General features: G+C 60.3%; 18 protein-coding genes. 13 read left to right on the top strand and 5 right to left on the bottom strand.

Annotation, left to right across the window (positions count from 1 at the left end):
- Window positions 1-81: 81 nt before the first annotated feature.
- From rsmA to BK670_RS25790, 4 genes are read right to left on the bottom strand one after another with little or no spacing between them, the layout of a single operon-like run.
- Window positions 82-900 carry a 16S rRNA (adenine(1518)-N(6)/adenine(1519)-N(6))-dimethyltransferase RsmA gene (gene rsmA, locus BK670_RS25805; protein ID WP_123454023.1) on the bottom strand — a complete coding sequence of 273 codons (819 nt, stop codon included), beginning with the start codon at window positions 898-900 and terminating at the stop codon, window positions 82-84.
- Entirely contained in the window at window positions 897-1886 is a 990-nt protein-coding gene (pdxA, locus tag BK670_RS25800; RefSeq protein ID WP_123454020.1) for a 4-hydroxythreonine-4-phosphate dehydrogenase PdxA, read from the bottom strand. Before pdxA ends, rsmA begins: the two co-directional genes overlap by 4 nt.
- Window positions 1883-3205: a peptidylprolyl isomerase SurA gene (gene surA, locus BK670_RS25795; RefSeq protein WP_185036833.1), complete on the bottom strand. Its 1323-nt coding sequence runs from the start codon at window positions 3203-3205 to the stop codon at window positions 1883-1885. The genes pdxA and surA overlap by 4 nt, the downstream gene beginning before the upstream one ends.
- On the bottom strand, window positions 3180-5978 hold the full coding sequence (locus BK670_RS25790) for an LPS-assembly protein LptD (protein ID WP_123454018.1): 2799 nt from the start codon (window positions 5976-5978) through the stop codon (window positions 3180-3182). The genes surA and BK670_RS25790 overlap by 26 nt, the downstream gene beginning before the upstream one ends.
- A 130-nt stretch (window positions 5979-6108) precedes the next feature.
- Between BK670_RS25790 and BK670_RS25785 the strand changes: the two genes are divergently transcribed.
- The 3 genes from BK670_RS25785 to BK670_RS25775 are packed head-to-tail and all read left to right on the top strand — an operon-like array spanning window position 6109 to window position 8565.
- Window positions 6109-7128, top strand: coding sequence for an aminoglycoside phosphotransferase family protein (locus tag BK670_RS25785; RefSeq protein WP_123454016.1), 1020 nt, complete (start codon window positions 6109-6111; stop codon window positions 7126-7128).
- Window positions 7125-7796, top strand: a complete 672-nt coding sequence (gene murU / locus BK670_RS25780; RefSeq protein WP_123454014.1) for an N-acetylmuramate alpha-1-phosphate uridylyltransferase MurU — start codon at window positions 7125-7127, stop codon at window positions 7794-7796. Before BK670_RS25785 ends, murU begins: the two co-directional genes overlap by 4 nt.
- 1 nt (window position 7797) lies before the next feature.
- Window positions 7798-8565 carry a TerB family tellurite resistance protein gene (locus BK670_RS25775; protein ID WP_123454012.1) on the top strand — a complete coding sequence of 256 codons (768 nt, stop codon included), beginning with the start codon at window positions 7798-7800 and terminating at the stop codon, window positions 8563-8565.
- Between the two features lie 95 nt (window positions 8566-8660).
- On the opposite strand, the gene BK670_RS25770 is transcribed toward BK670_RS25775, so the two are convergent.
- Window positions 8661-9644: an alpha/beta hydrolase family protein gene (locus BK670_RS25770; protein WP_123454010.1), complete on the bottom strand. Its 984-nt coding sequence runs from the start codon at window positions 9642-9644 to the stop codon at window positions 8661-8663.
- A 73-nt stretch (window positions 9645-9717) separates the two neighbouring features.
- On the opposite strand from BK670_RS25770, the gene BK670_RS25765 reads away from it, so the two are divergent.
- The 10 genes from BK670_RS25765 to trpE all read left to right on the top strand — a co-directional run bounded on the left by BK670_RS25765 (window position 9718) and on the right by trpE (window position 22202).
- Complete coding sequence (locus tag BK670_RS25765; RefSeq protein ID WP_123454008.1) at window positions 9718-12111, top strand: PAS domain-containing sensor histidine kinase; 2394 nt, start codon at window positions 9718-9720, stop codon at window positions 12109-12111.
- A gap of 104 nt (window positions 12112-12215) precedes the next feature.
- Window positions 12216-12845: a response regulator gene (locus tag BK670_RS25760; protein ID WP_093441901.1), complete on the top strand. Its 630-nt coding sequence runs from the start codon at window positions 12216-12218 to the stop codon at window positions 12843-12845.
- Window positions 12846-13175: 330 nt separating this feature from the next.
- Window positions 13176-14300, top strand: a complete 1125-nt coding sequence (locus BK670_RS25750) for an ABC transporter ATP-binding protein (RefSeq protein WP_123454006.1) — start codon at window positions 13176-13178, stop codon at window positions 14298-14300.
- Window positions 14301-14348: 48 nt separating this feature from the next.
- Window positions 14349-15392, top strand: a complete 1044-nt coding sequence (locus BK670_RS25745) for an ABC transporter substrate-binding protein (RefSeq protein WP_123454004.1) — start codon at window positions 14349-14351, stop codon at window positions 15390-15392.
- Between the two features lie 194 nt (window positions 15393-15586).
- Window positions 15587-16834 carry an ABC transporter permease gene (locus BK670_RS25740; protein WP_123454002.1) on the top strand — a complete coding sequence of 416 codons (1248 nt, stop codon included), beginning with the start codon at window positions 15587-15589 and terminating at the stop codon, window positions 16832-16834.
- A 12-nt stretch (window positions 16835-16846) separates the two neighbouring features.
- Complete coding sequence (locus tag BK670_RS25735; protein ID WP_016985352.1) at window positions 16847-17671, top strand: ABC transporter permease; 825 nt, start codon at window positions 16847-16849, stop codon at window positions 17669-17671.
- Between the two features lie 228 nt (window positions 17672-17899).
- Window positions 17900-19048, top strand: coding sequence for an iron-containing alcohol dehydrogenase (locus tag BK670_RS25730; protein ID WP_123453999.1), 1149 nt, complete (start codon window positions 17900-17902; stop codon window positions 19046-19048).
- A gap of 114 nt (window positions 19049-19162) precedes the next feature.
- The gene (gene rpe, locus BK670_RS25725; RefSeq protein WP_007918813.1) at window positions 19163-19837 is read left to right on the top strand and encodes a ribulose-phosphate 3-epimerase; all 675 of its coding nucleotides are present in this window, start codon (window positions 19163-19165) and stop codon (window positions 19835-19837) included.
- Window positions 19834-20652 carry a phosphoglycolate phosphatase gene (locus BK670_RS25720; protein ID WP_123453997.1) on the top strand — a complete coding sequence of 273 codons (819 nt, stop codon included), beginning with the start codon at window positions 19834-19836 and terminating at the stop codon, window positions 20650-20652. Before rpe ends, BK670_RS25720 begins: the two co-directional genes overlap by 4 nt.
- A gap of 71 nt (window positions 20653-20723) precedes the next feature.
- Entirely contained in the window at window positions 20724-22202 is a 1479-nt protein-coding gene (gene trpE, locus BK670_RS25715; protein WP_123453995.1) for an anthranilate synthase component I, read from the top strand.
- Window positions 22203-22448 lie beyond the last annotated feature (246 nt).

Genomic DNA, 22448 nt, shown 5'->3' with positions numbered 1-22448 from the left:
CGTAGCTGATGGGGAATCAGTCTAGGCAAGTATCGGGCAGTAAACCAGAGTGGCGTCCTGCCCGATAGCGTTCATCGCCGGTCAGTCGGCGGCGGGAGTTTCCGGGACTTGTTCGCTGAGCTTGTCAGCCAGGCGCACGAATGCGGCCAGGTCCAGTTGTTCCGGGCGCAGACTGCCATCGACGCCGGCCGCTTCGATCTCGGCAGCGGTCATCAATTGCTTGAGCGTATTGCGCAAGGTTTTACGGCGCTGGTTGAAGGCTTCGCGGACAACGCGCTCGAGCAGGCGATGATCCCTGGCAGGGTGCGGCAGTACGGCGTGCGGCACCAGACGGACGATGGCCGAGTCGACCTTCGGCGGCGGATTGAACGCGCCCGGGCCAACGTTGAATAGATGCTCTACGCGGCAGTGGTACTGAACCATGATCGACAGGCGACCCCAGTCACCACCGCCTGGGCCTGCAGCCAGACGCTCGACCACTTCTTTCTGCAGCATGAAGTGCATGTCGCGAATGATGCTGGCGTTGTTCAGCAGGTGAAAAATCAGCGGCGTGGAGATGTTGTACGGCAGGTTGCCGACCACACGCAGGCTGTTCGGCGCGGCATTGAGCGTGTTGAAGTCGAACTTCAGCGCATCGCCCTGGTGCAGGTTGAAATTACTCTTGCCGGCAAACTGCTGGTTGAGGATCGGGATCAGATCTTTGTCCAGCTCCACCACGTCGAGTTGTGCGCCGGAGGATAGCAGGCCGGCGGTCAGTGCGCCCTGGCCCGGGCCGATTTCCAGCAGGCGGTCTTCAGACTTGGCACTGATGGAGCGCAGGATGCGGTCGATAACGCCGGCATCGTGCAGGAAGTTCTGGCCAAAGCGTTTGCGCGCCTTGTGTTGGTATTGCTCGGTCATAAACGGGTCTCGGCCATCTGGTAGGCGGTTTCCAGGGCGACTTGCAGGCTGCCGGTGTCGATCTTGCCGCTGCCGGCCAGATCCAGGGCGGTGCCGTGATCGACCGACGTGCGAATGATCGGCAGGCCAAGGGTCACGTTGACGGCAGCGCCAAAGCCTTTGTACTTCAGCACAGGCAAACCCTGGTCGTGGTACATCGCCAGCACTGCGTCGCAGTGCTCCAGATATTTGGGGGTAAACAGAGTGTCGGCAGGCAGCGGGCCACGAAGGTCCATGCCCTCGCCGCGCAGGCGCTCTAATGTTGGTTCAATGATGTCGATTTCTTCATGGCCCAGGTGTCCGCCTTCACCGGCGTGCGGGTTGAGTCCGCAGACCAGAATGCGCGGCCGGGCGATGCCGAATTTGTTTTGCAGGTCGCTGTGCAGGATCCGTGTCACGCGCTCCAGCCGTTCGGGTGTGATTGCGTCGGCAATCTCGCGCAGAGGCAGATGAGTGGTCACCAGTGCCACGCGCAAACCGCGGGTGGCGAGCATCATCACCACTTGGGCGGTGTGGGTCAGGTCAGCGAGGAATTCCGTGTGTCCAGAGAAAGCGATGCCGGACTCGTTGATCACGCCCTTGTGCACAGGCGCGGTGATCATCCCGGCAAAATCACCGTTCAGGCAGCCATTGCCGGCGCGGGTCAGGGTTTCGAGGACGAATGCGGCGTTGGCCTTGTCCAGTTGCCCGGCAACCACGGGGGCGCTGAGCGGCGTATCCCAGACGTACAGGCTGTTGGCAGGTGCCGGAGCATCCGGCCAGTGATCCGGCCCGACGTCCAGCAAGTTGACAGCCAGCCCCAGCTGCGCGGCCCGCTCAAGGAGCAGGTCGCGGCTGGTGATGGCAATCAGGGGATGTGGTTGGGCTTGCGAGGCGAGCAGCAGGCACAGGTCGGGACCGATGCCGGCTGGTTCGCCGGGTGTCAGCGCGAAACGCTTGGGTTTCACTGCGCTGCCTGGTCTGCACCAGGGAGTTTGATCTCTACGTACGCTTCGTCACGGATCTGACGCAGCCAGGTTTGCAGCTCTTCGTCGTATTTGCGGTTACGCAGGACGGTCATGGCTTGCTGCTCGCGGGCCTGTTCGGTGCTGTCAGTGGCGCGACGGCCAAGGACTTCCAGCACGTGCCAGCCGTATTGGGTCTGGAACGGCTTGGACAGCTGACCTTGTGGGGTCTTGGCCATCACTTCGCGGAATTCCGGCACCAGTACGTTCGGGTCGATCCAGTTCAGGTCACCGCCGTTGAGCGCCGAGCCCGGGTCTTCGGAGTAGTTTTTCGCCAGTGTGGCGAAATCTTCACCGGCCAGAATGCGCTCGTACAAGGATTGAACCAAAGCCTTGGTCTTCGCTTCATCGCGAATCGGGCTTGGCTTCACCAGAATGTGACGTACGTGCACTTCGTCGCGCATCTGTGCTTCGCCACCACGTTTTTCCAGCAGCTTGAGGATGATGAAACCACCCGGCGTGCGTGCAGGTTGCGTGATGTCGCCAACGGCCATGCTGCTCAACTCGCGGTCGAACGGCGGTGGCAGTTGCGCGGCTTTACGCCAGCCCATGTCGCCGCCTTCCAGCGCGTTGTCGCTGCCGGACTTGGCCACGGCCATCTGGCCGAAGTCCGCGCCTTGCTTGAGTTGCTGGTAAACGTCCATGGCCTGACGGTAAGCGCTCTGAATCGCTTCAGAGTTGGCGCTTTCCGGCGTCGGGATCAGGATGTTGGCCAGGTGCAGCTCTTCGGACAGTTGCATTTTGCCCAGATCGGAAGCGAGGAAGTTCTTCACTTCCTGCTCCGAGACCTGAATACGTTCTGCCACACGACGCTGACGCACACGGCTGATGATCATCTCGCGCTTGATCTGATCACGGGCGTCGTCATAGCTCAGACCGTCGCGAGCCAGAGCGGCACGGAACTGCTCAGCCGACATGTTGTTGCGCTGGGCGATAGTGCCGACTGCCTGGTTGAGTTCTTCGTCAGTGATGCGGATGCCGGAACGTTCGCCGATCTGCAGTTGCAGGTTTTCGACGATCAGGCGCTCAAGCACCTGTTGATCCAGTACGCCAGGAGGCGGCAAGCCGCCGCCACGCTTGGCGATGGTCTGCTGTACTTCGTGGACGCGCTGGTCCAGTTGGCTCTGCATGACCACATCGTTGTCGACGATCGCTACCACTTTGTCGATGGATTGAACTGCGGCATTAGCCGCAGTACCCAGGAACAGCGCGCCCAGCATCAGCGGGCGCAGACAATCAGAAAGCTTGGTCTTCACGTTCACGATAACCTTGAATGCCTTTGTCGAGGAAGCTCTCTACCTTGGCGCCAGTGAGGCCGCCGAGTCCCTTCAGAACAATTTGGAGGAAGACGCCATGGTCGCCTTTTTCGTTTTGCGGAGCTTCCTGGCTGAACTCGTCATAGGAAACCCAGTAACGGTTGATCAGGCGCAGTTTCCAGCAGCAGTTGTCGTACTCGAAACCACCGAAGGCTTCCAGCGTACGGTTACGGTTGTAGTCGTACTGCCAGCGGCTGATCGCGTTCCACTGTGGAACGATCGGCCAGATGACCGAGAAGTCATGCTGCTGGATCTTGTAGTAGTCCTTCACGTAGCCAGGCTGGCCAGGGGTGCCGTAGTCACCACCGCCCACCGACCATTTACCGGTGTTCTGGTCGTAACGAATCTGGTCGTTGCGATAGCGATAGCCGACGTTGATAACCTTGTTCGGGTTGTCTTCTGGCTGGTAGTGGAACATCGCACTGCCGGAGCGTGGGCTGCGGCTGTCCGGGTCCCAGTTGTAATCGGCAGTGGTGCGCCAATCGCGGTTCCAGCGGTATTCGTATTCCAGCGCGTATGGAGATACGTTGGATTTAGCGTCGTCACGGGTTTTGGCGTCGATACCTGGCAATTGAACTTCACGATCCTTGAAGTACAAAGCCTGGCCAACACTGATGCGTTGACGCTCGAAACCGTTATCTTCGATCCAGCGACTGGTCACGCCCAGCGACAGCTTGTTCTCGTCGCCGACGCGGTCGGAACCGGCGAAACGGTTGTCACGGAACAGCGACGAGTAATTGAAGGTGTACTCGCCTGTGTCGAAGACCGGAATGTCGGACTGGTCTTTCTCCGGGACGTAGAGATAGAACAGGCGTGGTTCCAGAGTCTGGCGGTAGTTTTTGCCAAAGAACGACGTGTTGCGGTCGAAGTACAGGCCACTGTCGATGCTGGCGATCGGTACGCCACGATTCTGGTCGCGACTGTATGTGCCATTCAAGCGATCCTGCTCTGCGTTTTGTGACGCAACGTCGCGTTTACCTTGGCCATCGAGGTCAAGGTCGTATTGGGTGTACTGATACTTCAACGAAGGCTTCAGGAAACCATAAGTCCAGTTCAGCGGAAGACTGACTGCAGGCTTCAGATTCAAGCGGTTACCGTTTGCACGGGCCAGACCGAACACGTTCGAGTCCAGGCGACGCTCTACTGTACCGTCCTCATTGGTGAAATTACCTTTGAGCAGGTCGCGTTCGAAGCGCACGATCTCGGTTTCGTACGTGAAATCCAGACCTTGTGGATGGTAAGGCAGCTTCCCGTTGAAGGTGATCTGCGGCAGACGGCCATACGGCGTGATGTTCGAAACAGTAGCCAGCTGGTACTGCTGAGCATTCAGGCGGGCGGTATAGCTGTCACCACGGTAGGTGACCGCGCCCTGCTGGTTCACGAAGTCGCTGGATTTAACACCAATCTGATCGGTCTGCAGATCCTGGAAGTAATACGGATCGCTGATCTTGGTGTAATCAACTTCGGTGAACACACGGGAGTCGAGACCACCCTTGTGCTGCCAGTTGTACATGTAGCGGGTTTTTTCGTAGTCCGTCTGCTTGCTGCGCTCGGTATCGTCATCGTTCAGATACGCCGCACCAAACTGACCTTCACTCGACTTGGTCAGGTAACGGAACTCGCCTTCCACCAGCATGCCACGCTTGCTCATGTAACGCGGGTACAACGTGGCGTCGTAGTTCGGCGCCAGGTTGAAGTAGTACGGCGTGACCAGCATGAAGCCAGTGTCGCTGCCGCTGCCGATGGTCGGCGGCAGGAAGCCCGACTGACGACGGTCGTCGATCGGGAAATAGATGTATGGCGTGTACAGAATCGGGATGTCTTTGACGCGCAGCGTCACGTTGGTCGCGGTACCGAAGCCGGTGGCCGGGTTCAAGGTGATGTTGTTGCCCTTGAGCTGCCAGGCGTTGCTGTTCGGTTCGCACGTGGTGTACGTGCCGTCCTTCAGACGGATGATCGCGTTTTCGGCACGCTTGGCGTACAGCGCGTTACCGCGGATACGCGACTTGTGCATCACGTATTCGGCGTTGTCGACCTTGGCTTCACCGGTGTCGAGCTGCACATCGGCGTGGTCGCCGACAATCAGCGCGCCGTTGTCGCGGATACGCACATCGCCATTGAGTTCGGCGCGGCTCTCGGCCTGATACAGGCTGGCCTCGTCGGACTCGACCTGCATGCTGCCCTGACGCAGGACGACATCACCGGCCAGCGTACCGACTTGATCATCGGTGTTATAGCGCGAGGCTTTTGCGCCGATAAAGGTCGGAGCATCGCTTTTGTTCGTCTTGTCATTCATGCCAGGACGAATCGGTTCGATATAGGCACCAGAGCAGTAAGGCCCGGTCTCGGCCAGTTGAGCGGCGGTGAGCTTCTCGCGCGGAACCCAGTCGAGGTGACTGAAGTCTTCGCTACGGGATTTCAAACCGCGGCCCTTGGCTTCGGTGACCAGCGCTGTTTTAGGCGCTGTGTCGGCAGCCGAACCGTTCTCGGTCGCCGCTTCGCCGGTAGCGCTGACGGCACTGCCGTCATGCACCGGACGCGGTGGCAACGCAGCAGCGGTTGATTTGGGCGCACAGGCCCAACCACCCGAAGCCGAGACGGAGCAGTCATACTGCTCGGCGGCAACAACGAATTGACTGGCCAGAGGTTGCATAGCCAGCAGACTGCCGGTTACCAACAACGGAAATTTTTTACGAAACGCGGGGGATTTCAATGCCATCTTATTAGTCCGGGCTTCCTGCGTGCCATCTGCCCGCGGTGTGGGCCGCACGCCTCTCGATGGTCTGAAAAAGATGCTGGATAATAAAGCATGACCCGCTTGACGGCTAGCGCCGTCGGAGACCCTTGCAATGCCTGACCAAGATGTACGCTTGCAACACCTGAAAGTTTGGCTCGATGAGCAGTTGGCAATCCTGTTTGCAGATCAAGGCTGGGGCCCCGTGCCCCCGGCCACGTTGACCGCGGCCAGCAGCGACGCGAGTTTCCGCCGTTACTTCCGCTGGGAGGGCGAGGGTCGCAGCTTCGTCGTAATGGACGCTCCGCCACCCCAGGAAAACTGCAAACCGTTCGTGGATATCGCTTTTTTGCTGGCGAAATCCGGAATAAATGTGCCGAAAATTTATGCCGAGGACCTCGAGCGCGGATTTCTTTTGCTCAATGACCTGGGCAACCAGACCTATCTCGACGTGATCGATGGCGAAAATGCCGACGCATTGTTCGGCGACGCCCTGCAAGCGCTGTTGGCTTTTCAGCAGTTGCCGATGGTCGCGCCGTTGCCCAGCTACGACGTTGCACTGCTGCGCCGTGAGCTGGAACTGTTCCCTGAGTGGTATGTGAAGCGTGAACTCGGTGTCGAATTTGATTCGACTCAGCAACAGCAGTGGCAGCAGGTCAGCGATCTGCTGATCGATAGCGCACTCGCTCAACCCAAAGTGCTGGTGCACCGCGACTACATGCCCCGCAACCTGATGCTCAGCGAGCCGAACCCTGGCGTGCTGGATTTCCAGGATGCGGTCTACGGCCCGGTGACTTACGACGTGACCTGCCTGTTCAAGGACGCCTTCCTCAGTTGGCCCGAAGAACGCGTGCGCGGCTGGCTGCAAAGCTACTGGCAACAAGCCTCGGCATTGAACATTCCGGTACAGCCGGATTTCGAAGACTTCCTGCGTGCCAGCGACCTGATGGGCGTGCAGCGTCATCTGAAAGTCATCGGCATCTTCGCGCGCATCTGCCACCGCGACGGCAAGCCGCGCTACCTCGCTGACGTGCCGCGGTTCTTCTCTTATATAGAGGCGGTGATTGCGCGTCGTCCTGAACTGGCCGGGTTGCAAGTGCTATTTACCAGCCTGCGGGGTGGAGCAACAGCATGAAGGCAATGATTCTGGCGGCAGGCAAAGGCGAGCGTATGCGCCCGCTGACCCTGACCACGCCGAAACCCCTGGTACGTGCGGGTGGCGTGCCATTGATCGAGTATCACCTGCGCGCCCTCGCGGCCGCAGGATTCAACGAGATCGTGATCAACCACGCCTGGCTCGGTCAACAGATCGAGGATTATCTGGGTGATGGTTCGCAGTTTGGCGTGAGCATTCAGTATTCGCCGGAAGGTGAGCCACTGGAAACCGGCGGCGGGATTTTCCGGGCGCTGCCGTTGCTCGGCGACGATGCGTTCCTGGTGGTCAACGGTGATATCTGGACCGATTACGACTTCAGCGTCCTGCACCAGCCGATTAACGGTTTGGCGCATCTGGTGCTGGCAGACAACCCGGCGCATCACCCCAAAGGCGATTTCACATTGGCCGACGGTCAGGTGATCGATGGCCAGCCTGATGCTGCAACCCTGACCTACAGCGGCATTGCTGTGCTGCATCCGCAGCTGTTCGATGGTTGCTCCGACGGTGCGTTCAAACTGGCACCACTGCTGCGCGACGCTATGGCGGCTGGCGAAGTGAGCGGCGAACGTCTGAAAGGTCACTGGGTGGACGTCGGTACGCACGAGCGTCTGGCCGAAGCTGAAGCATTGATAGAAGCGAGTCGCTGACATGTTGTGGCCAGGGACTCTGATTGGAGCCGGAGCGGGTTTTGCGATCGCCAGCATTCCGGGGGCCATGCTTGGTGCGTTGTTGGGGCAGGCGCTGGATCGGCGTCTGAACCTGCAAAGCTTTGGACATCTGCGGGAAAAACTCGGCGGGCGGCCGATGCTGCGCAACGACGAACTGCTGTTTGTGTTGCTCGGGCGTCTGGCCAAGAGTGACGGGCGGGTTACCGACGGGCATATCCAGCAGGCGCGTAACGAGATGCGTGCGCTGGAAATGAGTGAGCCGGCAACGCGCCGTGCCATTGCGGCGTTTAACCGTGGCAAGTCTGGAAATGACAATCTGCGCGGCTATCTGCGGCGTCTGAGCGCACAACCCCACGCGGCCGAAGGTGTCTTGCGGGCGTGTTGGCGGATGGTCTGGGCCGATGGTCGCGCCGGCGTCAGCGAGCGTGAATTGTTGGCGCAGTGGGGCAAATGGCTGGGCTGGACGCCGCATCAAGTGCAGGCGCTAGCCGGTGATTACGAGCCGGGCAAACGACCGATCGTCAGCGCTGCGGTGAGCTATCAGGAGGCGATGCGTGTATTGGGCGTGTCGGCGTCCAGTGAACCGGCGCAGATCAAACGGGCCTATCGGCGCCTGCTCAGTCGCCATCATCCGGACAAGATTGCCGGCACGGGAGCGACGCCAGCGCAGGTGCGTGAAGCGACCGAGAAAACCCGGGAGCTGCACACTGCCTACACGTTGATTCGTGAGCGGCGGGATTTTCGCTAACCGCTGAAGATTAAAAGATCGCAGCCTTCGGCAGCTCCTGCCTTGGAATGCATTTCCCTGTAGGAGCTGCCGAAGGCTGCGATCTTTTGCTTTTATCAGTCTGTGTTCTGTGGATTCAACCAGCCACGCACCCGGCGGAATAACTGTTCCTGCTCAGCCTTGTTATCCGGCAAAGCCTTTAGCGCAACCTGGCTGAACGCCGAGGTCTTCAAACGCTTGCTCGCCTGCATGCGCTCCAGTGCGGCGTTGCGATCCAGCGGCTTGTCCATGTAGAAGATATCCGCCGTCGGCAGCTTCAGTGTCGGCGTCAGCTCGGCCAGGGGCGGCTTGGCCTTGGCTGGCATCTGCGCATCGACCATGACGAATTTCTCCACCTGCGCCGTTTGTTTCTCGCTCAGGTAGCGCGCGGCCCAATAGGCGCCAGTGCCGTGTCCGAGCACGACAATGCTGCGTGCGCTCTGCTGCTCGGCGTAGGCAATCGCGGCGTCGATGCGCGCGAAGATGCGTTCGGCGTCAGCCTTGGATTGTTCTTCAGTGGTTTCGGCGACCACTTGATCCGCCACTTCGGCTTCGCCACCGGCTGCCTGCTCGATCGGCTGCGCGGTGGTGGCGTCCTTGCTGCCGCTTTCCGGTGCTTTCGGCGCGGCAACGGGCTCGATCACGCGCGGAGCGATGGCATCGCTTTGCAGGTCGGGCAGGGTGATACTCAGGCTGCTCCACTTTGCATCCGGCAGTTTGCGTCGCAATGGGCCGATTGCCTGCGGCCAGTCTGCGGTTTCGCCGGCGCCGGGGATGATGATCACCGCGCCTTTGGGCTCGGCGGTGTTGGCCGGTTTCCACAGGGCAAGGAAGGTGTCGCTGCCGGCCTGCAACTGTTGCTGTTCTTGCGCCGGGACTTTACGTTCCAGTGCGGCGGCCTCTTCCTGACTACGCTCAAGCAGTGGCTGGCGTTCGGCCGGTTTTTCTTCCGCCGGTTTTTCCACCGCAGGGACGGGGTCGGCAGCGTTGACGGAAAACGCACAAGGCAGGAGCAGCGACAGGCACAATGCTGGCATTGCCAGGCGGTAAACAGAGGGCATCGGTTATTCCAGGCCAGAAAGTATCCCGGCAGCCTAATGGGTTGGTCAGAATTTGTCAGTGTACGAGACTTCAATGAAGCGATTTTGCTGCCTGTGGGTTATCGGCTGTTTGTGGTTTCCCTTGATGGGCTGGGCGGCGCCTGCGCCGCCGGCGCATGTTGCGCAATTGTCGGCGAGCCAGCAGCAATGGCTGGCGCAGCACAATGAATTGCGCGTCGGTCTGGTGTTGCAAGCACCGTATGCACAATACGACCGGCGCCTGCAGCGGCTGTCCGGGGCTAACGTCGAGCTGATGAAGTTGTTGGCCAAGACGCTCAATGTCGAACTGAGCTGGCGTAACTTCCAGGATCTTGCACAACTGGAAACCGCCGCGCGCGAGGGCGAGATCGATATCGCTCCGGGCCTTAGCCAGACTCCGAGTGCACTGCGCCTGTGGCAGTTTTCCGATCCTTACATGCGCGTGCCGCAACTGGTGGTCAGTGATCAGAAGTCCAGTGGCGTGGTCGATCTGGAGAAGCTCGACAGCCAGGTCCGCGTCGCCGTGCGCATGCCCAGCAGCACTGCAGACTATCTGCGTAGCAACTTTCCGCATCTGAACCTGCAAGGCGTGCCGCTGGAGCGTCAGGCCTTGCAGTTGCTGTTGACGCAGCAGGCCGCCTACGCCGTGGTCGATGAGGCGCAACTCGGAAGGTTATCGGTAGAGCCGGAGTTCGCCGAACTGGTGGTGGTCGGCGATATCGGCCTGCCGCAACTGCTGCGCGTCGGCTCGCGGCGCGATTGGCCGGAGCTGGCCGGCATCGTGCAAAGTGCCTTGCGCGCGATCCCGGCCAAGGATCTGGAGCAGCTGCACAACCAATGGCTGCAACCGAAATACCCGCGACTGTCCGAGTCGCCCGGCTTCTGGCAGAACCTCAGTCTGTTGTTTGCGGTGATGCTGTTCAGTTGTGTCGCAATCGTGTTCTGGCAACGCCGCCAACAGCACAGCCTTGAGCAGCGATTACTGGCTGCCAGGGAAGACATCGCCTTGCGCGCGGCCAGCGAAGAAGCGCTGCGGTTGACGCAGTTCTCCATCGATCAAAGTACCGTCGGTATCCTCTGGGTCAACTGGGACAGCCATGTGCGCTACGCCAATCGCGCGGCGGAAGTCATGCTCGGCTATCCCTCCGGCGGACTGATCGAGCGGCCATTGATCGACTTCGAGCCGGGTCTGCACATGGACCGCTGGCTCAATCTGTGGAAGCGCGCGCGGGCCAGCGAAGAAGGGCCGCTGAGTTTCGAAACCAGTTGCGTGCGCGCCGACGGCAGTGTTCTGCCGGCGGACGTGTCACTGAGTTTTCTGCGCTTTCGCGACAGCGAATACCTGGTGGTTTACCTCACCGATGTGACCGAGCGTCGACGCGCATTGGCGGCGTTGCAGGAAAGCGAGGCACGTCTGCAAGGTATCGCCGCCAACGTGCCGGGGCTGGTGTTCCGGCTGGAGCGGGCGCCGGTGACCGGGCAGATCGACTTTGCCTACATCAGCGAGGGCAGCGAAAGTCTGGTCGGTTACGCCCCGGCCACCATTGCCCATCGCGACATAGGCCTGCGCAGCCTCGTGCATCCCGACGACAAGGCCAGCTATCACCGCACCCAGGATCAGGCGCTGGACACCGACAGTGACTGGTCATGGCAAGGCCGGATCCTCACGCGGCAGGGCGAGCAGCGCTGGGCCGAGATCAAGGCGATCACCCGGCAACTGGAGGATGGCGCTTACGTCTGGGACGGCATCGTCTGGGACATCTCCGAGAGCAAGCGTATCGAACTGGAGCTGGCGGCCTCCCGTGAGCAACTGCGCGAACTGTCGGCGCACCTTGAAAGCGTGCGTGAGGAAGAGAAGGCGCGCATCGCCCGCGAAGTGCACGATGAACTGGGGCAGATGTTGACCGTGCTGAAGCTGGAGACGTCGATGTGCGAATTGGCTTACGCGCAACTCGATCCCGGTCTGAACGAACGGTTGAACAGCATGAAGCGCCTGATCGCCCAGTTGTTTCAATTGGTGCGCGATGTGGCGACGGCGCTGCGACCGCCGATTCTCGATGCCGGGATTGCCTCGGCGATCGAGTGGCAGGCGCGGCGCTTTGAGGCGCGTACGCAGATCCCGTGTCTGGTGCAAGTGCCGGACAATCTGCCGGCGCTCAGTGATGCCAAGGCGATTGGCCTGTTCCGGATCCTGCAGGAGGCGCTGACCAATGTGATGCGCCATGCCCAGGCGCATACTGTGGAACTGACGCTGGCGCTCGAGGGCGATGAATTGTGTCTGACGGTCAGTGATGATGGCGTAGGATTTGTCCCCGCTGCCGGCCGGCCGACTTCGTTTGGTCTGGTGGGCATGCGCGAACGGGTGCTGATCATGGGCGGGCGGTTGACGCTGGAGAGTGAGCCGGGGGAGGGCACCAGCCTTAAAGTGTGGGTGCCGGTAGATCGCTAAAACATCGCAGCCTTCGGCAGCTCCTACATTGATCGCGTTCCCCTGTAGGTGCTGCCGAAGGCTGCGATCTTTTGCTCTTAAAACAACAACCGAGGAGAGTGCAAGTGATCCGTGTACTGGTAGCCGAAGACCACACCATCGTCCGCGAAGGCATCAAGCAATTGATCGGCCTCGCCAAGGATCTGCAAGTGGTGGGCGAGGCGAGCAATGGTGAGCAATTGCTCGAGACCCTGCGCAACGTGCCGTGCGAAGTGGTCTTGCTCGACATCTCCATGCCCGGCGTCAACGGACTTGAAGCGATACCTCGGATCCGGGCGTTAAACAATCCGCCAGCGATTCTGGTGCTGTCGATGCACGACGAAGCGCAGATGGCCGCGCGGGCGCTGAAGGTCGGCGCAGCCGGGTATGCGACCAAGGACAGCGATCCGGCGCTGTTGCTCACCGCCATTCGCAAAGTCGCGGCGGGTGGGCGTTACATTGATCCGGATCTGGCTGACCGCATGGTCTTCGAAGTCGGCCTGACCGATGCGCGGCCGCTGCATTCGTTGCTGTCCGAACGCGAGTTCTCGGTGTTCGAGCGCCTGGCACAGGGCGCCAACGTCAACGACATCGCCCAGCAACTGGCCCTGAGCAGCAAGACCATCAGCACCCACAAGGCGCGGTTGATGCAGAAGCTCAACATCACCTCGCTGGCCGAACTGGTCAAATACGCGATGGAACACAAACTCCTCTGACCTGAACGCGATCCCCTGTAGGAGCTGCCGAAGGCTGCGATCTTTTGATCTAGATCTTAAAAAACAAGGTCAAAAGATCGCAGCCTTCGGCAGCTCCTACAGAGGGGGGGTGTGGGCATATCTGTTAGCGACAGGCGCTTTTGCTTGTTCTTGCGGCTTGCAGCCTGGCGCTCGTAGCTCGCTTGCCAATGCGCGCCATCCCTGTAGGGCAATCCCTACCCCCAACCTTCCATCCGGCTGAGGCGATTCTCTCCTGCGCCCCGATTTGCGTGCCTGTCAGCAACCACTAGGCTTAATCCACAAGCAGTCATCAACAACAAAGGTGTGGGTATGAGCCAGGTCGAAACAAACGCAGGGGCCAGCGATGTGCTGGTCAGCTTTCGTGGAGTGCAGAAGAGCTACGACGGCGAGAACCTGATCGTCAAAGACCTCAACCTGGACATTCGCAAAGGCGAGTTCCTCACCTTGCTCGGGCCATCCGGTTCCGGCAAGACCACCAGCCTGATGATGCTCGCCGGTTTCGAAACGCCGACCGCCGGTGAAATCCTGCTGGCCGGGCGCTCGATCAACAACGTGCCGCCGCACAAACGTGACATCGGCATGGTGTTCCAGAACTACGCGCTGTTCCCGCACATGACTGTCGCGGAAAACCTCGCATTCCCGCTGACCGTCCGTGGCCTGAACAAAAGCGACGTCAGTGACCGCGTGAAGAAAGTCCTCAGCATGGTTCAGCTCGACGCGTTCGCCTCGCGCTATCCGGCGCAGTTGTCCGGTGGTCAGCAACAGCGTGTGGCGCTGGCCCGCGCGCTGGTGTTCGAACCGCAACTGGTGCTGATGGACGAACCCCTCGGTGCCCTCGACAAACAACTGCGTGAACACATGCAGATGGAAATCAAACACCTGCACCAGCGCCTCGGTGTGACCGTGGTCTACGTGACTCACGATCAGGGTGAAGCGCTGACCATGTCCGACCGCGTGGCGGTATTCCATCAAGGCGAAATCCAGCAGATCGCCCCGCCGCGGACCCTTTACGAAGAACCGAAAAACACCTTCGTCGCCAACTTTATCGGCGAGAACAACCGCCTTAACGGTCGCCTGCTCAGCCAGAGCGGCGAGCGCTGCGTGGTCGAGTTGGGCCGTGGCGAAAAAGTCGAGGCGCTGGCGGTCAATGTCGGTCAGGCCGGCGAACCGGTGACCCTGTCGATCCGTCCGGAGCGCGTCAGCCTCAACGGATCCAGCGATCAATGCGTTAACCGCTTCTCAGGGAGGGTGGCGGAATTCATCTATCTGGGCGACCACGTCCGGGTGCGCCTGGAAGTCTGCGGCAAGACCGACTTCTTCGTGAAACAACCGATTGCCGAGCTCGATCCAGCGCTCGCGGTCGGTGACGTGGTTCCGCTTGGCTGGCAGGTCGAGCACGTTCGCGCGCTTGATCCACTTCTAGAGGCGCATTAATCGCCCCGGCAATACCAACACCAACCCTGCACGTGGAGAGAACAATAAATGTTGAGATCCCTGAAGTTCACCGCCCTGACCCTGGGCCTGATGGGTGCGGCCAGCGCGATGGCCGCCGGCCCGGATTTGACCGTGGTGTCGTTTGGCGGGGCGAACAAGGCGGCGCAAGTCAAAGCCTTCTATGCACCGTGGGAAGCGGCGGGCAACGGCAAGATCGTTGCCGGCGAATACAACGGCGAAATGGCCAAGGTCAAAGCCATGGTCGACACCAAGAGCGTGTCATGGGATCTGGTCGAAGTTGAATCGCCAGAGCTGTCCCGTGGTTGCGACGAAGACATGTTCGAACAACTCGACCCGGCACTGTTCGGCAAGACTGAAGACTACGTCAAAGGCGCAATCCAGCCGTGCGGCGTGGGTTTCTTCGTCTGGTCGACCGTACTGGCTTACAACGCCGACAAGCTGAAAACCGCACCAACCAGCTGGGCGGATTTCTGGGACACCAAGAAATTCCCGGGTAAACGTGGCCTGCGTAAGGGCGCCAAGTACACCCTCGAATTCGCTCTGATGGCCGATGGTGTGGCGCCGAAAGACGTCTACAAAGTGCTGGCCGGCAAGGACGGTCAGGACCGTGCGTTCAAGAAGCTCGATGAGTTGAAACCAAGCATTCAATGGTGGGAAGCCGGCGCGCAACCGCCGCAGTATCTCGCTTCCGGTGACGTGGTCATGAGCTCGGCTTACAACGGTCGCATCGCTGCCGTGCAGAAAGAATCCAACCTGAAAGTGGTGTGGAACGGCGGCATCTACGACTTCGACGCCTGGGCTATCCCGAAAGGTCTGGACGCCAAGCGCGCGGAAGCGGCGAAGAAATTCATCGCCTTCTCGGTACAGCCGCAGCAGCAGAAGACCTACTCGGAAAACATCGCTTACGGCCCGGCTAACACCCAAGCCGTACCGCTGCTGGCCAAGGATGTTCTGAAAGACATGCCGACCACCCCGGAAAACATCGCCAACCAGGTGCAGATCGACGTCAGCTTCTGGGCTGACAACGGCGAGCAACTGGAGCAGCGCTTCAACTCCTGGGCGGCGAAATAAGCAGAACCTGGTGAGGGTGGGCTTGCCCACCCCTGTGGGAGCGAGCCTGCTCGCGAAAGCGGTAGATCAGCCAGCATAGATGTTGAACGTGCTGGCCTCTTCGCGAGCAGGCTCGCTCCCACAGGTAGCTGTGTTTCAACACAACAGCGGTGGTTCACCACCTCTGTCACGATCAAAGATTTGCGGAGTACGTCATGGCCATCGCCGTTCCCCTGAACGAGGGCAACAGCCCCACCTTGAAGCAGAAGCTCAAGCACGCCGAGCGGGTCAACCGCTGGAAGGCGCAGGCGTTGATTGCGCCGCTGGTGCTGTTTCTGTTGCTGGTGTTTCTGGTGCCGATCGTGGCGCTGCTCTACAAAAGCGTCGGCAACCCCGAAGTGGTCGGCGGCATGCCGCGCACCGTGGCGGCCATCGCCAGTTGGGACGGCCGTGGCCTGCCCGCTGAACCGGTCTACAAGGCTGCCGGCGAAGATCTCGCCGAAGCCCGCAAAAACCAGACGCTGGGCGATCTGTCCAAGCGCTTGAACATGGAGTTGGCCGGCTATCGCAGCCTGCTGACCAAAACCGCCCGGGCGCTGCCCTTCGCCAGCGAACCGGCCTCTTATAAAGAAGCCCTCGAAGGTCTCGATGAGCGTTGGGGCGATCCGGCCTACTGGCAAGCGGTCAAACGCAACACCAGCAGCATCACCCCGTACTACTTGCTGGCAGCGGTCGATCACCGTATCGACGACCTCGGCGAAATCGCTCCGGCGACCCCGGATCAGGCGATCTACCTCGACATCTTCGCCCGCACCTTCTGGATGGGTCTGGTCATCACCGTGATCTGCCTGCTGCTCGCGTATCCACTGGCTTACCTGCTGGCGAACCTGCCATCGCGGCAAAGCAACCTGCTGATGATTCTGGTGCTGCTGCCGTTCTGGACCTCGATTCTGGTACGCGTGGCGGCGTGGATCGTGTTGCTGCAGTCGGGCGGCCTGATCAACAGCGCGCTGATGGCCATGGGCATCATCGATAAACCGCTGGAACTGGTGTTCAATCGCACCGGTGTGTACATCTCGATGGTGCACATCCTGCTGCCGTTCATGATCCTGCCGATCTACAGCGTAATGAAAGGCATCTCGCCGACTTACATGCGCGCGGCGATTTCCCTTGGTTGCCATCCGTTTGCCAGTTTCTGGCGGGTGTACTTCCCGCAGACCTATGCCGGTGTCGGCGCCGGTTGCCTGTTGGTGTTCATCCTCGCCATCGGCTACTACATCACCCCGGCGCTGCTCGGCAGTCCGAACGATCAAATGGTCAGTTACTTCGTCGCCTTCTACACCAACACCAGCATCAACTGGGGCATGGCCACCGCACTGGGCGGGCTGTTGCTGCTGGCGACCGTGGTGCTTTATCTGATTTACAGCTGGCTGGTCGGCGCCAGTCGCCTGCGCCTGAGCTAAGGGGAATTCGAAATGCTGAGTCCTTACATGTCGCCTATTGAACGGGTGTGGTTCTACAGCCTGCGGATCCTCTGCGGCCTGATTCTGTTGTTCCTGATTCTGCCGGTGCTGGTGATTATTCCGTTGTCGTTCAACTCCGGGAGTTTTCTGGTCTATCCGCTGCAGGGCTTTTCGCTGCAGTGGTATCACGACTTTTTCGCCTCGGCGGAATGGATGCGCGCGCTGAAGAACAGCATCATCGTCGCTCCGGCGGCAACGGTGCTTGCGATGGTCTTCGGCACGCTGGCGGCGATTGGCCTGACCCGTGGCGACTTCCCTGGCAAATCCTTGGTAATGGCGTTGGTGATCTCGCCGATGGTGGTGCCGGTGGTGATCATTGGTGTGGCGAGCTATCTGTTCTTCGCGCCGTTGGGCTTGGGCAATAGCTTCTTTTCGCTGATCGTCGTGCATGCGGTGCTGGGTGTGCCGTTTGTGATCATCACGGTGTCGGCGACATTGCAGGGGTTTAACCACAATCTGGTGCGGGCGGCGGCGAGTCTCGGTGCTTCGCCACTGACCGCGTTCCGCCGGGTGACCTTGCCGCTGATTGCGCCGGGGGTGATTTCCGGGGCGCTGTTTGCCTTTGCGACTTCGTTTGATGAAGTGGTGGTGACACTGTTTCTTGCCGGGCCTGAGCAGGCGACGCTGCCACGGCAGATGTTCAGCGGAATTCGCGAAAACCTCAGCCCGACCATTGCGGCTGCTGCTACGTTGCTGATTGCCTTTTCCGTCATTTTGCTGCTGACCCTGGAGTGGCTGCGCGGGCGTAGCGAGAAACTGCGCACCGCCCAGGTCTGAACCCAGCCCCCTGCCGGAACCGAATCGTCCTCTGTAGGAGCTGCCGAAGGCTGTGATCTGTTGATTTTGCTTTTAGATCAAGATCAAAAGATCGCAGCCTTCGGCAGCTCCTACAGGGGGAAGTCGTTCAAAGGGTTCGCGCGGTCATTCACCACCTGAATAGCAGACAACCCCAAATCCCCAGCTAATCTTGTGCCCAGCTCCCACATCTATAAGAGGCTGCGCACGATGAGTCTGTCCCAGTTCAAAATCGCTCACAAACTGATCACCGGCGCCGCCGCCATCGAACAACTGGCCGCCGAACTCACGCGTCTGGATATCGACAACCCACTGATCGTCACCGACGCCGCGCTGGTCAAGTCCGGCACCGTGGAGCTGGCGCTGTGCCAATTGGGCGGTCGTGACTACGAGATCTTCGACCGCGTACTGCCGGACCCGGAAATCGCCATCGTCGAAGACTGCATGCGCGTTTACCGCGAAGGCGGGCATGACGGCTTGATCGGCCTCGGTGGCGGCAGTGCCATCGACATCGCCAAAAGTGTTGCCGCGTACGCCGGTTATCACGGTGCGCTGGAAGACCTGTTCGGTGTCGACCAAGTGCCACGCAAGGGCCCGCCGCTGATCGCCATCCCGACCACCGCCGGCACCGGTTCGGAAGTGACCAATGTCGCCATCCTTTCCGACAAAGTCGCGCAACTGAAGAAAGGCATCGTCAGCGACTTTCTATTACCGGACGTGGCGCTGGTCAGCCCGCAGATGACCCTGACCTGTCCGCGCAGCGTCACCGCTGCGAGTGGCGTCGACGCCTTGGTGCACGCGATCGAATCCTATCTGTCGGTCAACGCCTCGCCGATCACCGACTCGCTGGCCATCGGCGCTATCAAACTGATCGCCAACGCGCTGCCCAAGGCTTATGCCAACGGTGCCAACCTGCAAGCCCGGGAAGACATGGCCACCGCCAGCCTGATGGCCGGCATGGCATTCGGCAATGCCGGGGTCGGCGCGGTGCATGCGCTGGCGTATCCGCTGGGCGGGCGATTCAACATTGCCCATGGCGTCAGCAATGCCTTGCTGCTGCCGTATGTCATGACCTGGAACAAGATGGCCTGCGTCGAACGCATGCAGGATATTGCCGAAGCCATGGGGGTGAAGACTGCTCATCTGAGTGCAGCCGAAGCAGCAGACAAAGCCGTGCAGGCGATGACCGATTTATGTGTGGCGGTGGAAATCCCTGCCGGCCTGCGCAGTTTCGGTGTGCCGGAAGAGGCGATCCCGGCGATGGCCGTGGAGGCAGCGGGGATCGAGCGGCTGATGCGCAACAACCCGCGCAAACTCAGCGCTGTCGACATCGAGAAGATTTACCGCGCGGCGTATTGAGTCAGCGCTGGTCATCCGTCATGGCACAACCCAATCATCGCGGTCACGGTGCGCGCGCGGAAACTTGAGGTATACAATGCGCGCCATCGTGATTTAGCTCAGAAAAGGTGCGTCATGCAGCCCTTCGTTATTGCTCCGTCGATTCTCTCCGCCGACTTCGCCCGCCTCGGCGAGGAAGTAGACAACGTTCTCGCCGCTGGCGCCGACTTTGTCCACTTCGACGTCATGGACAACCACTACGTGCCAAACCTGACCATCGGTCCGATGGTTTGCGCGGCATTGCGCAAGTACGGCGTCACCGCGCCGATCGACGCACACCTGATGGTCAGCCCGGTGGATCGCATCGTTGGCGACTTCATCGAGGCCGGTGCCACCTACATCACCTTCCACCCGGAAGCCACGCTGCACGTCGATCGCTCGCTGCAGCTGATCCGTGAAGGCGGTTGCAAATCCGGTCTGGTGTTCAACCCGGCGACCCCGCTGGACGTGCTCAAGTACGTGATCGACAAGGTCGACATGGTCTTGCTGATGAGCGTCAACCCGGGCTTCGGCGGGCAGAAGTTCATTCCCGGCACCCTCGACAAACTGCGCGAAGCGCGGGCGATCATCGATGCGTCGGGCCGCGACATCCGTCTGGAAATCGACGGCGGCGTCAACGTCAACAACATCCGCGAAATCGCCGCTGCTGGCGCTGACACCTTTGTTGCCGGCTCGGCGATCTTCAATGCGCCGAACTATCAGGAAGTCATCGACAAGATGCGTTCCGAACTGGCGCTGGCTCGCCCATGAGTGGGTTTGAGCAGCTGTTCCCGGGGAAACTGCCACGGCTGGTGATGTTCGATCTGGATGGCACACTGATCGACTCGGTTCCGGACCTGGCAGCCGCGGTGGACACCATGCTGCTCTCCCTCGGCCGTCAACCGGCGGGCATCGATTCGGTGCGCGAGTGGGTGGGTAACGGCGCGCCGGTCCTGGTGCGCCGCGCCTTGGCCGGTGGCATCGATCATTCGGCGGTGGATGACGTCGAGGCCGAGCACGCGCTGGAAGTATTCATGGACGCCTACGGTGCGAGCCATGAGCTGACCGTGGTCTATCCCGGCGTGCGCGACACCCTCAAGTGGCTGCAAAAGCAGGGCGTGGTCATGGCGCTGATCACCAACAAGCCGGAGCGCTTCGTCGCGCCGCTGCTCGATCAAATGAAGATCGGCCGCTACTTCAAGTGGATCATCGGCGGCGATACCTTGCCGCAGAAGAAGCCTGACCCGGCGGCGCTGTTCTTTGTGATGAAAATGGCCAACATCCCGGCCTCGCAGTCGCTGTTTGTCGGCGACTCGCGCAGCGACGTGTTGGCGGCGAAAGCGGCGGGGGTCAAATGCGTGGCACTGAGTTATGGCTACAACCACGGCCGACCGATTGCCGAGGAATCGCCGGCACTGGTGATCGACGATCTGCGCAAGCTAATTCCCGGTTGCCTAGGTTCCGCCGCTGAGATAACGTTGCCCGACGCTGCTCAATCCCATTCTGGAAACGCCATCGTGGTGGTCACTCGCAAACTCTGGATGAAAGTCATCAAGGCCCTGGCCCGCTGGCGTTGGCGCGCCTGACTTGTTCCTGGCCGGCCTGCCGGCGCGTTTGCATACCTGACTGATTTGCCCCTCACACCACGAGGCACCTTATGATCCGCGAAGAATTCCTGCGCTTGGCCGCTGACGGCTACAACCGCATTCCGTTGGCCTGCGAAACCCTGGCCGACTTCGACACGCCGCTGTCGATCTACCTGAAACTGGCCGACCAACCCAACTCCTACCTGCTCGAATCGGTGCAGGGCGGCGAGAAATGGGGCCGTTACTCGATCATCGGCCTGCCGTGCCGCACCGTACTGCGGGTTCACGACCATCACGTGAGCATCACCGTTGATGGCGTCGAGACCGAAAGCCACGACGTTGAAGATCCGCTGGCCTTCGTCGAAACCTTCAAGGCGCGCTACAACGTGCCGACCATCGCTGGCCTGCCGCGCTTTAACGGCGGTCTGGTCGGTTACTTCGGTTACGACTGTGTGCGCTATGTCGAGAAGCGTCTGGGCAAATGCCCGAACCCGGATCCGCTGGGTGTGCCGGACATTCTGCTGATGGTCTCCGACGCCGTTGTGGTGTTCGACAACCTCGCCGGCAAGATGCACGCGATCGTGCTGGCCGACCCTGCGCAGGCGGATGCCTTCGAACAAGGTCAGGCGCAATTGCAGGCATTGCTGGAAAAACTGCGTCAGCCGATCACCCCGCGCCGTGGCCTGGATTTCAGCAAGCAGCAAGCGGCTGATCCGCTGTTCCGTTCGAGTTTCACTCAGAACGATTACGAAAAAGCCGTCGACACCATCAAGGAATACATCCTTGCCGGTGACTGCATGCAGGTCGTGCCGTCGCAGCGCATGTCGATCGACTTCAAGGCTGCACCGATCGATCTGTACCGCGCGCTGCGTTGCTTCAACCCGACGCCGTACATGTACTTCTTCAACTTCGGCGACTTCCACGTCGTTGGCAGTTCGCCGGAAGTACTGGTGCGGGTTGAAGACAATCTGATCACTGTGCGTCCGATTGCCGGTACTCGCCCACGTGGCGCCACCGAAGAAGCGGATCTGGCGCTGGAAGAAGACCTGCTGTCGGACGACAAGGAAATCGCTGAGCACTTGATGCTGATCGATCTCGGTCGTAACGATACGGGGCGTGTCTCGGAAATCGGCTCGGTAAAACTCACCGAGAAAATGGTCATCGAGCGTTATTCCAATGTGATGCACATCGTTTCCAACGTCACCGGCCAGTTGAAACAAGGGCTGACGGCGATGGATGCACTGCGGGCGATTCTGCCGGCGGGCACCTTGTCGGGCGCGCCGAAGATTCGTGCGATGGAGATCATCGATGAGTTGGAGCCGGTCAAGCGTGGTGTGTATGGCGGTGCGGTCGGTTACTTTGCCTGGAACGGCAACATGGACACCGCGATTGCGATTCGCACGGCGGTGATCAAGAACGGCGAACTGCACGTACAGGCCGGTGGCGGCATCGTTGCCGACTCGGTGCCGGCGCTGGAATGGGAAGAAACCCTGAACAAACGCCGCGCGATGTTCCGCGCCGTGGCCCTCGCCGAGCAAACCCCCGACTGACACCAACCCTCTTTGGGGGAGGGCTGGTGTGGTATGGGGATTTATGTGTGGTGTGGGATTCATTGTGGCGAGGGGATTTATCCCCGATGGGGCGCGAAGCGGCCCTAAAACCTGCAACACGGATTCTTCAGGTGTACCGTGCGAAATGGCTTTGCGACTGCTGCGCAGCCGGTCGGGGATAAATCCCCTCACCACAGGTAAATGTCTCTCACCCCAGAAAATGATCCATAAAAAAGCGGCGCCTGT

Source organism: Pseudomonas fluorescens (assembly GCF_003732425.1).
In the GTDB taxonomy this organism is placed as follows: domain Bacteria; phylum Pseudomonadota; class Gammaproteobacteria; order Pseudomonadales; family Pseudomonadaceae; genus Aquipseudomonas; species Aquipseudomonas fluorescens_BE.
The sequence above is the reverse complement of the archived record's forward strand: the minus strand, read 5'-3'. Positions and strand labels throughout refer to the sequence as shown.

What these genes read in the sequence shown, in the direction of transcription:
- BK670_RS25765 (WP_123454008.1), top strand. Translation starts at nt 9,718, where the DNA reads ATGAAGCGATTTTGCTGCCTGTGGGTTATCGGCTGTTTGTGGTTTCCC.
- murU (WP_123454014.1), top strand. Translation starts at nt 7,125, where the DNA reads ATGAAGGCAATGATTCTGGCGGCAGGCAAAGGCGAGCGTATGCGCCCG.
- BK670_RS25775 (WP_123454012.1), top strand. Translation starts at nt 7,798, where the DNA reads ATGTTGTGGCCAGGGACTCTGATTGGAGCCGGAGCGGGTTTTGCGATC.
- rsmA (WP_123454023.1), bottom strand. Translation starts at nt 900, where the DNA reads ATGACCGAGCAATACCAACACAAGGCGCGCAAACGCTTTGGCCAGAAC.
- BK670_RS25730 (WP_123453999.1), top strand. Translation starts at nt 17,900, where the DNA reads ATGAGTCTGTCCCAGTTCAAAATCGCTCACAAACTGATCACCGGCGCC.
- rpe (WP_007918813.1), top strand. Translation starts at nt 19,163, where the DNA reads ATGCAGCCCTTCGTTATTGCTCCGTCGATTCTCTCCGCCGACTTCGCC.
- BK670_RS25740 (WP_123454002.1), top strand. Translation starts at nt 15,587, where the DNA reads ATGGCCATCGCCGTTCCCCTGAACGAGGGCAACAGCCCCACCTTGAAG.
- BK670_RS25770 (WP_123454010.1), bottom strand. Translation starts at nt 9,644, where the DNA reads ATGCCCTCTGTTTACCGCCTGGCAATGCCAGCATTGTGCCTGTCGCTG.
- BK670_RS25745 (WP_123454004.1), top strand. Translation starts at nt 14,349, where the DNA reads ATGTTGAGATCCCTGAAGTTCACCGCCCTGACCCTGGGCCTGATGGGT.
- BK670_RS25785 (WP_123454016.1), top strand. Translation starts at nt 6,109, where the DNA reads ATGCCTGACCAAGATGTACGCTTGCAACACCTGAAAGTTTGGCTCGAT.
- trpE (WP_123453995.1), top strand. Translation starts at nt 20,724, where the DNA reads ATGATCCGCGAAGAATTCCTGCGCTTGGCCGCTGACGGCTACAACCGC.
- BK670_RS25790 (WP_123454018.1), bottom strand. Translation starts at nt 5,978, where the DNA reads ATGGCATTGAAATCCCCCGCGTTTCGTAAAAAATTTCCGTTGTTGGTA.
- BK670_RS25750 (WP_123454006.1), top strand. Translation starts at nt 13,176, where the DNA reads ATGAGCCAGGTCGAAACAAACGCAGGGGCCAGCGATGTGCTGGTCAGC.
- BK670_RS25720 (WP_123453997.1), top strand. Translation starts at nt 19,834, where the DNA reads ATGAGTGGGTTTGAGCAGCTGTTCCCGGGGAAACTGCCACGGCTGGTG.
- BK670_RS25735 (WP_016985352.1), top strand. Translation starts at nt 16,847, where the DNA reads ATGCTGAGTCCTTACATGTCGCCTATTGAACGGGTGTGGTTCTACAGC.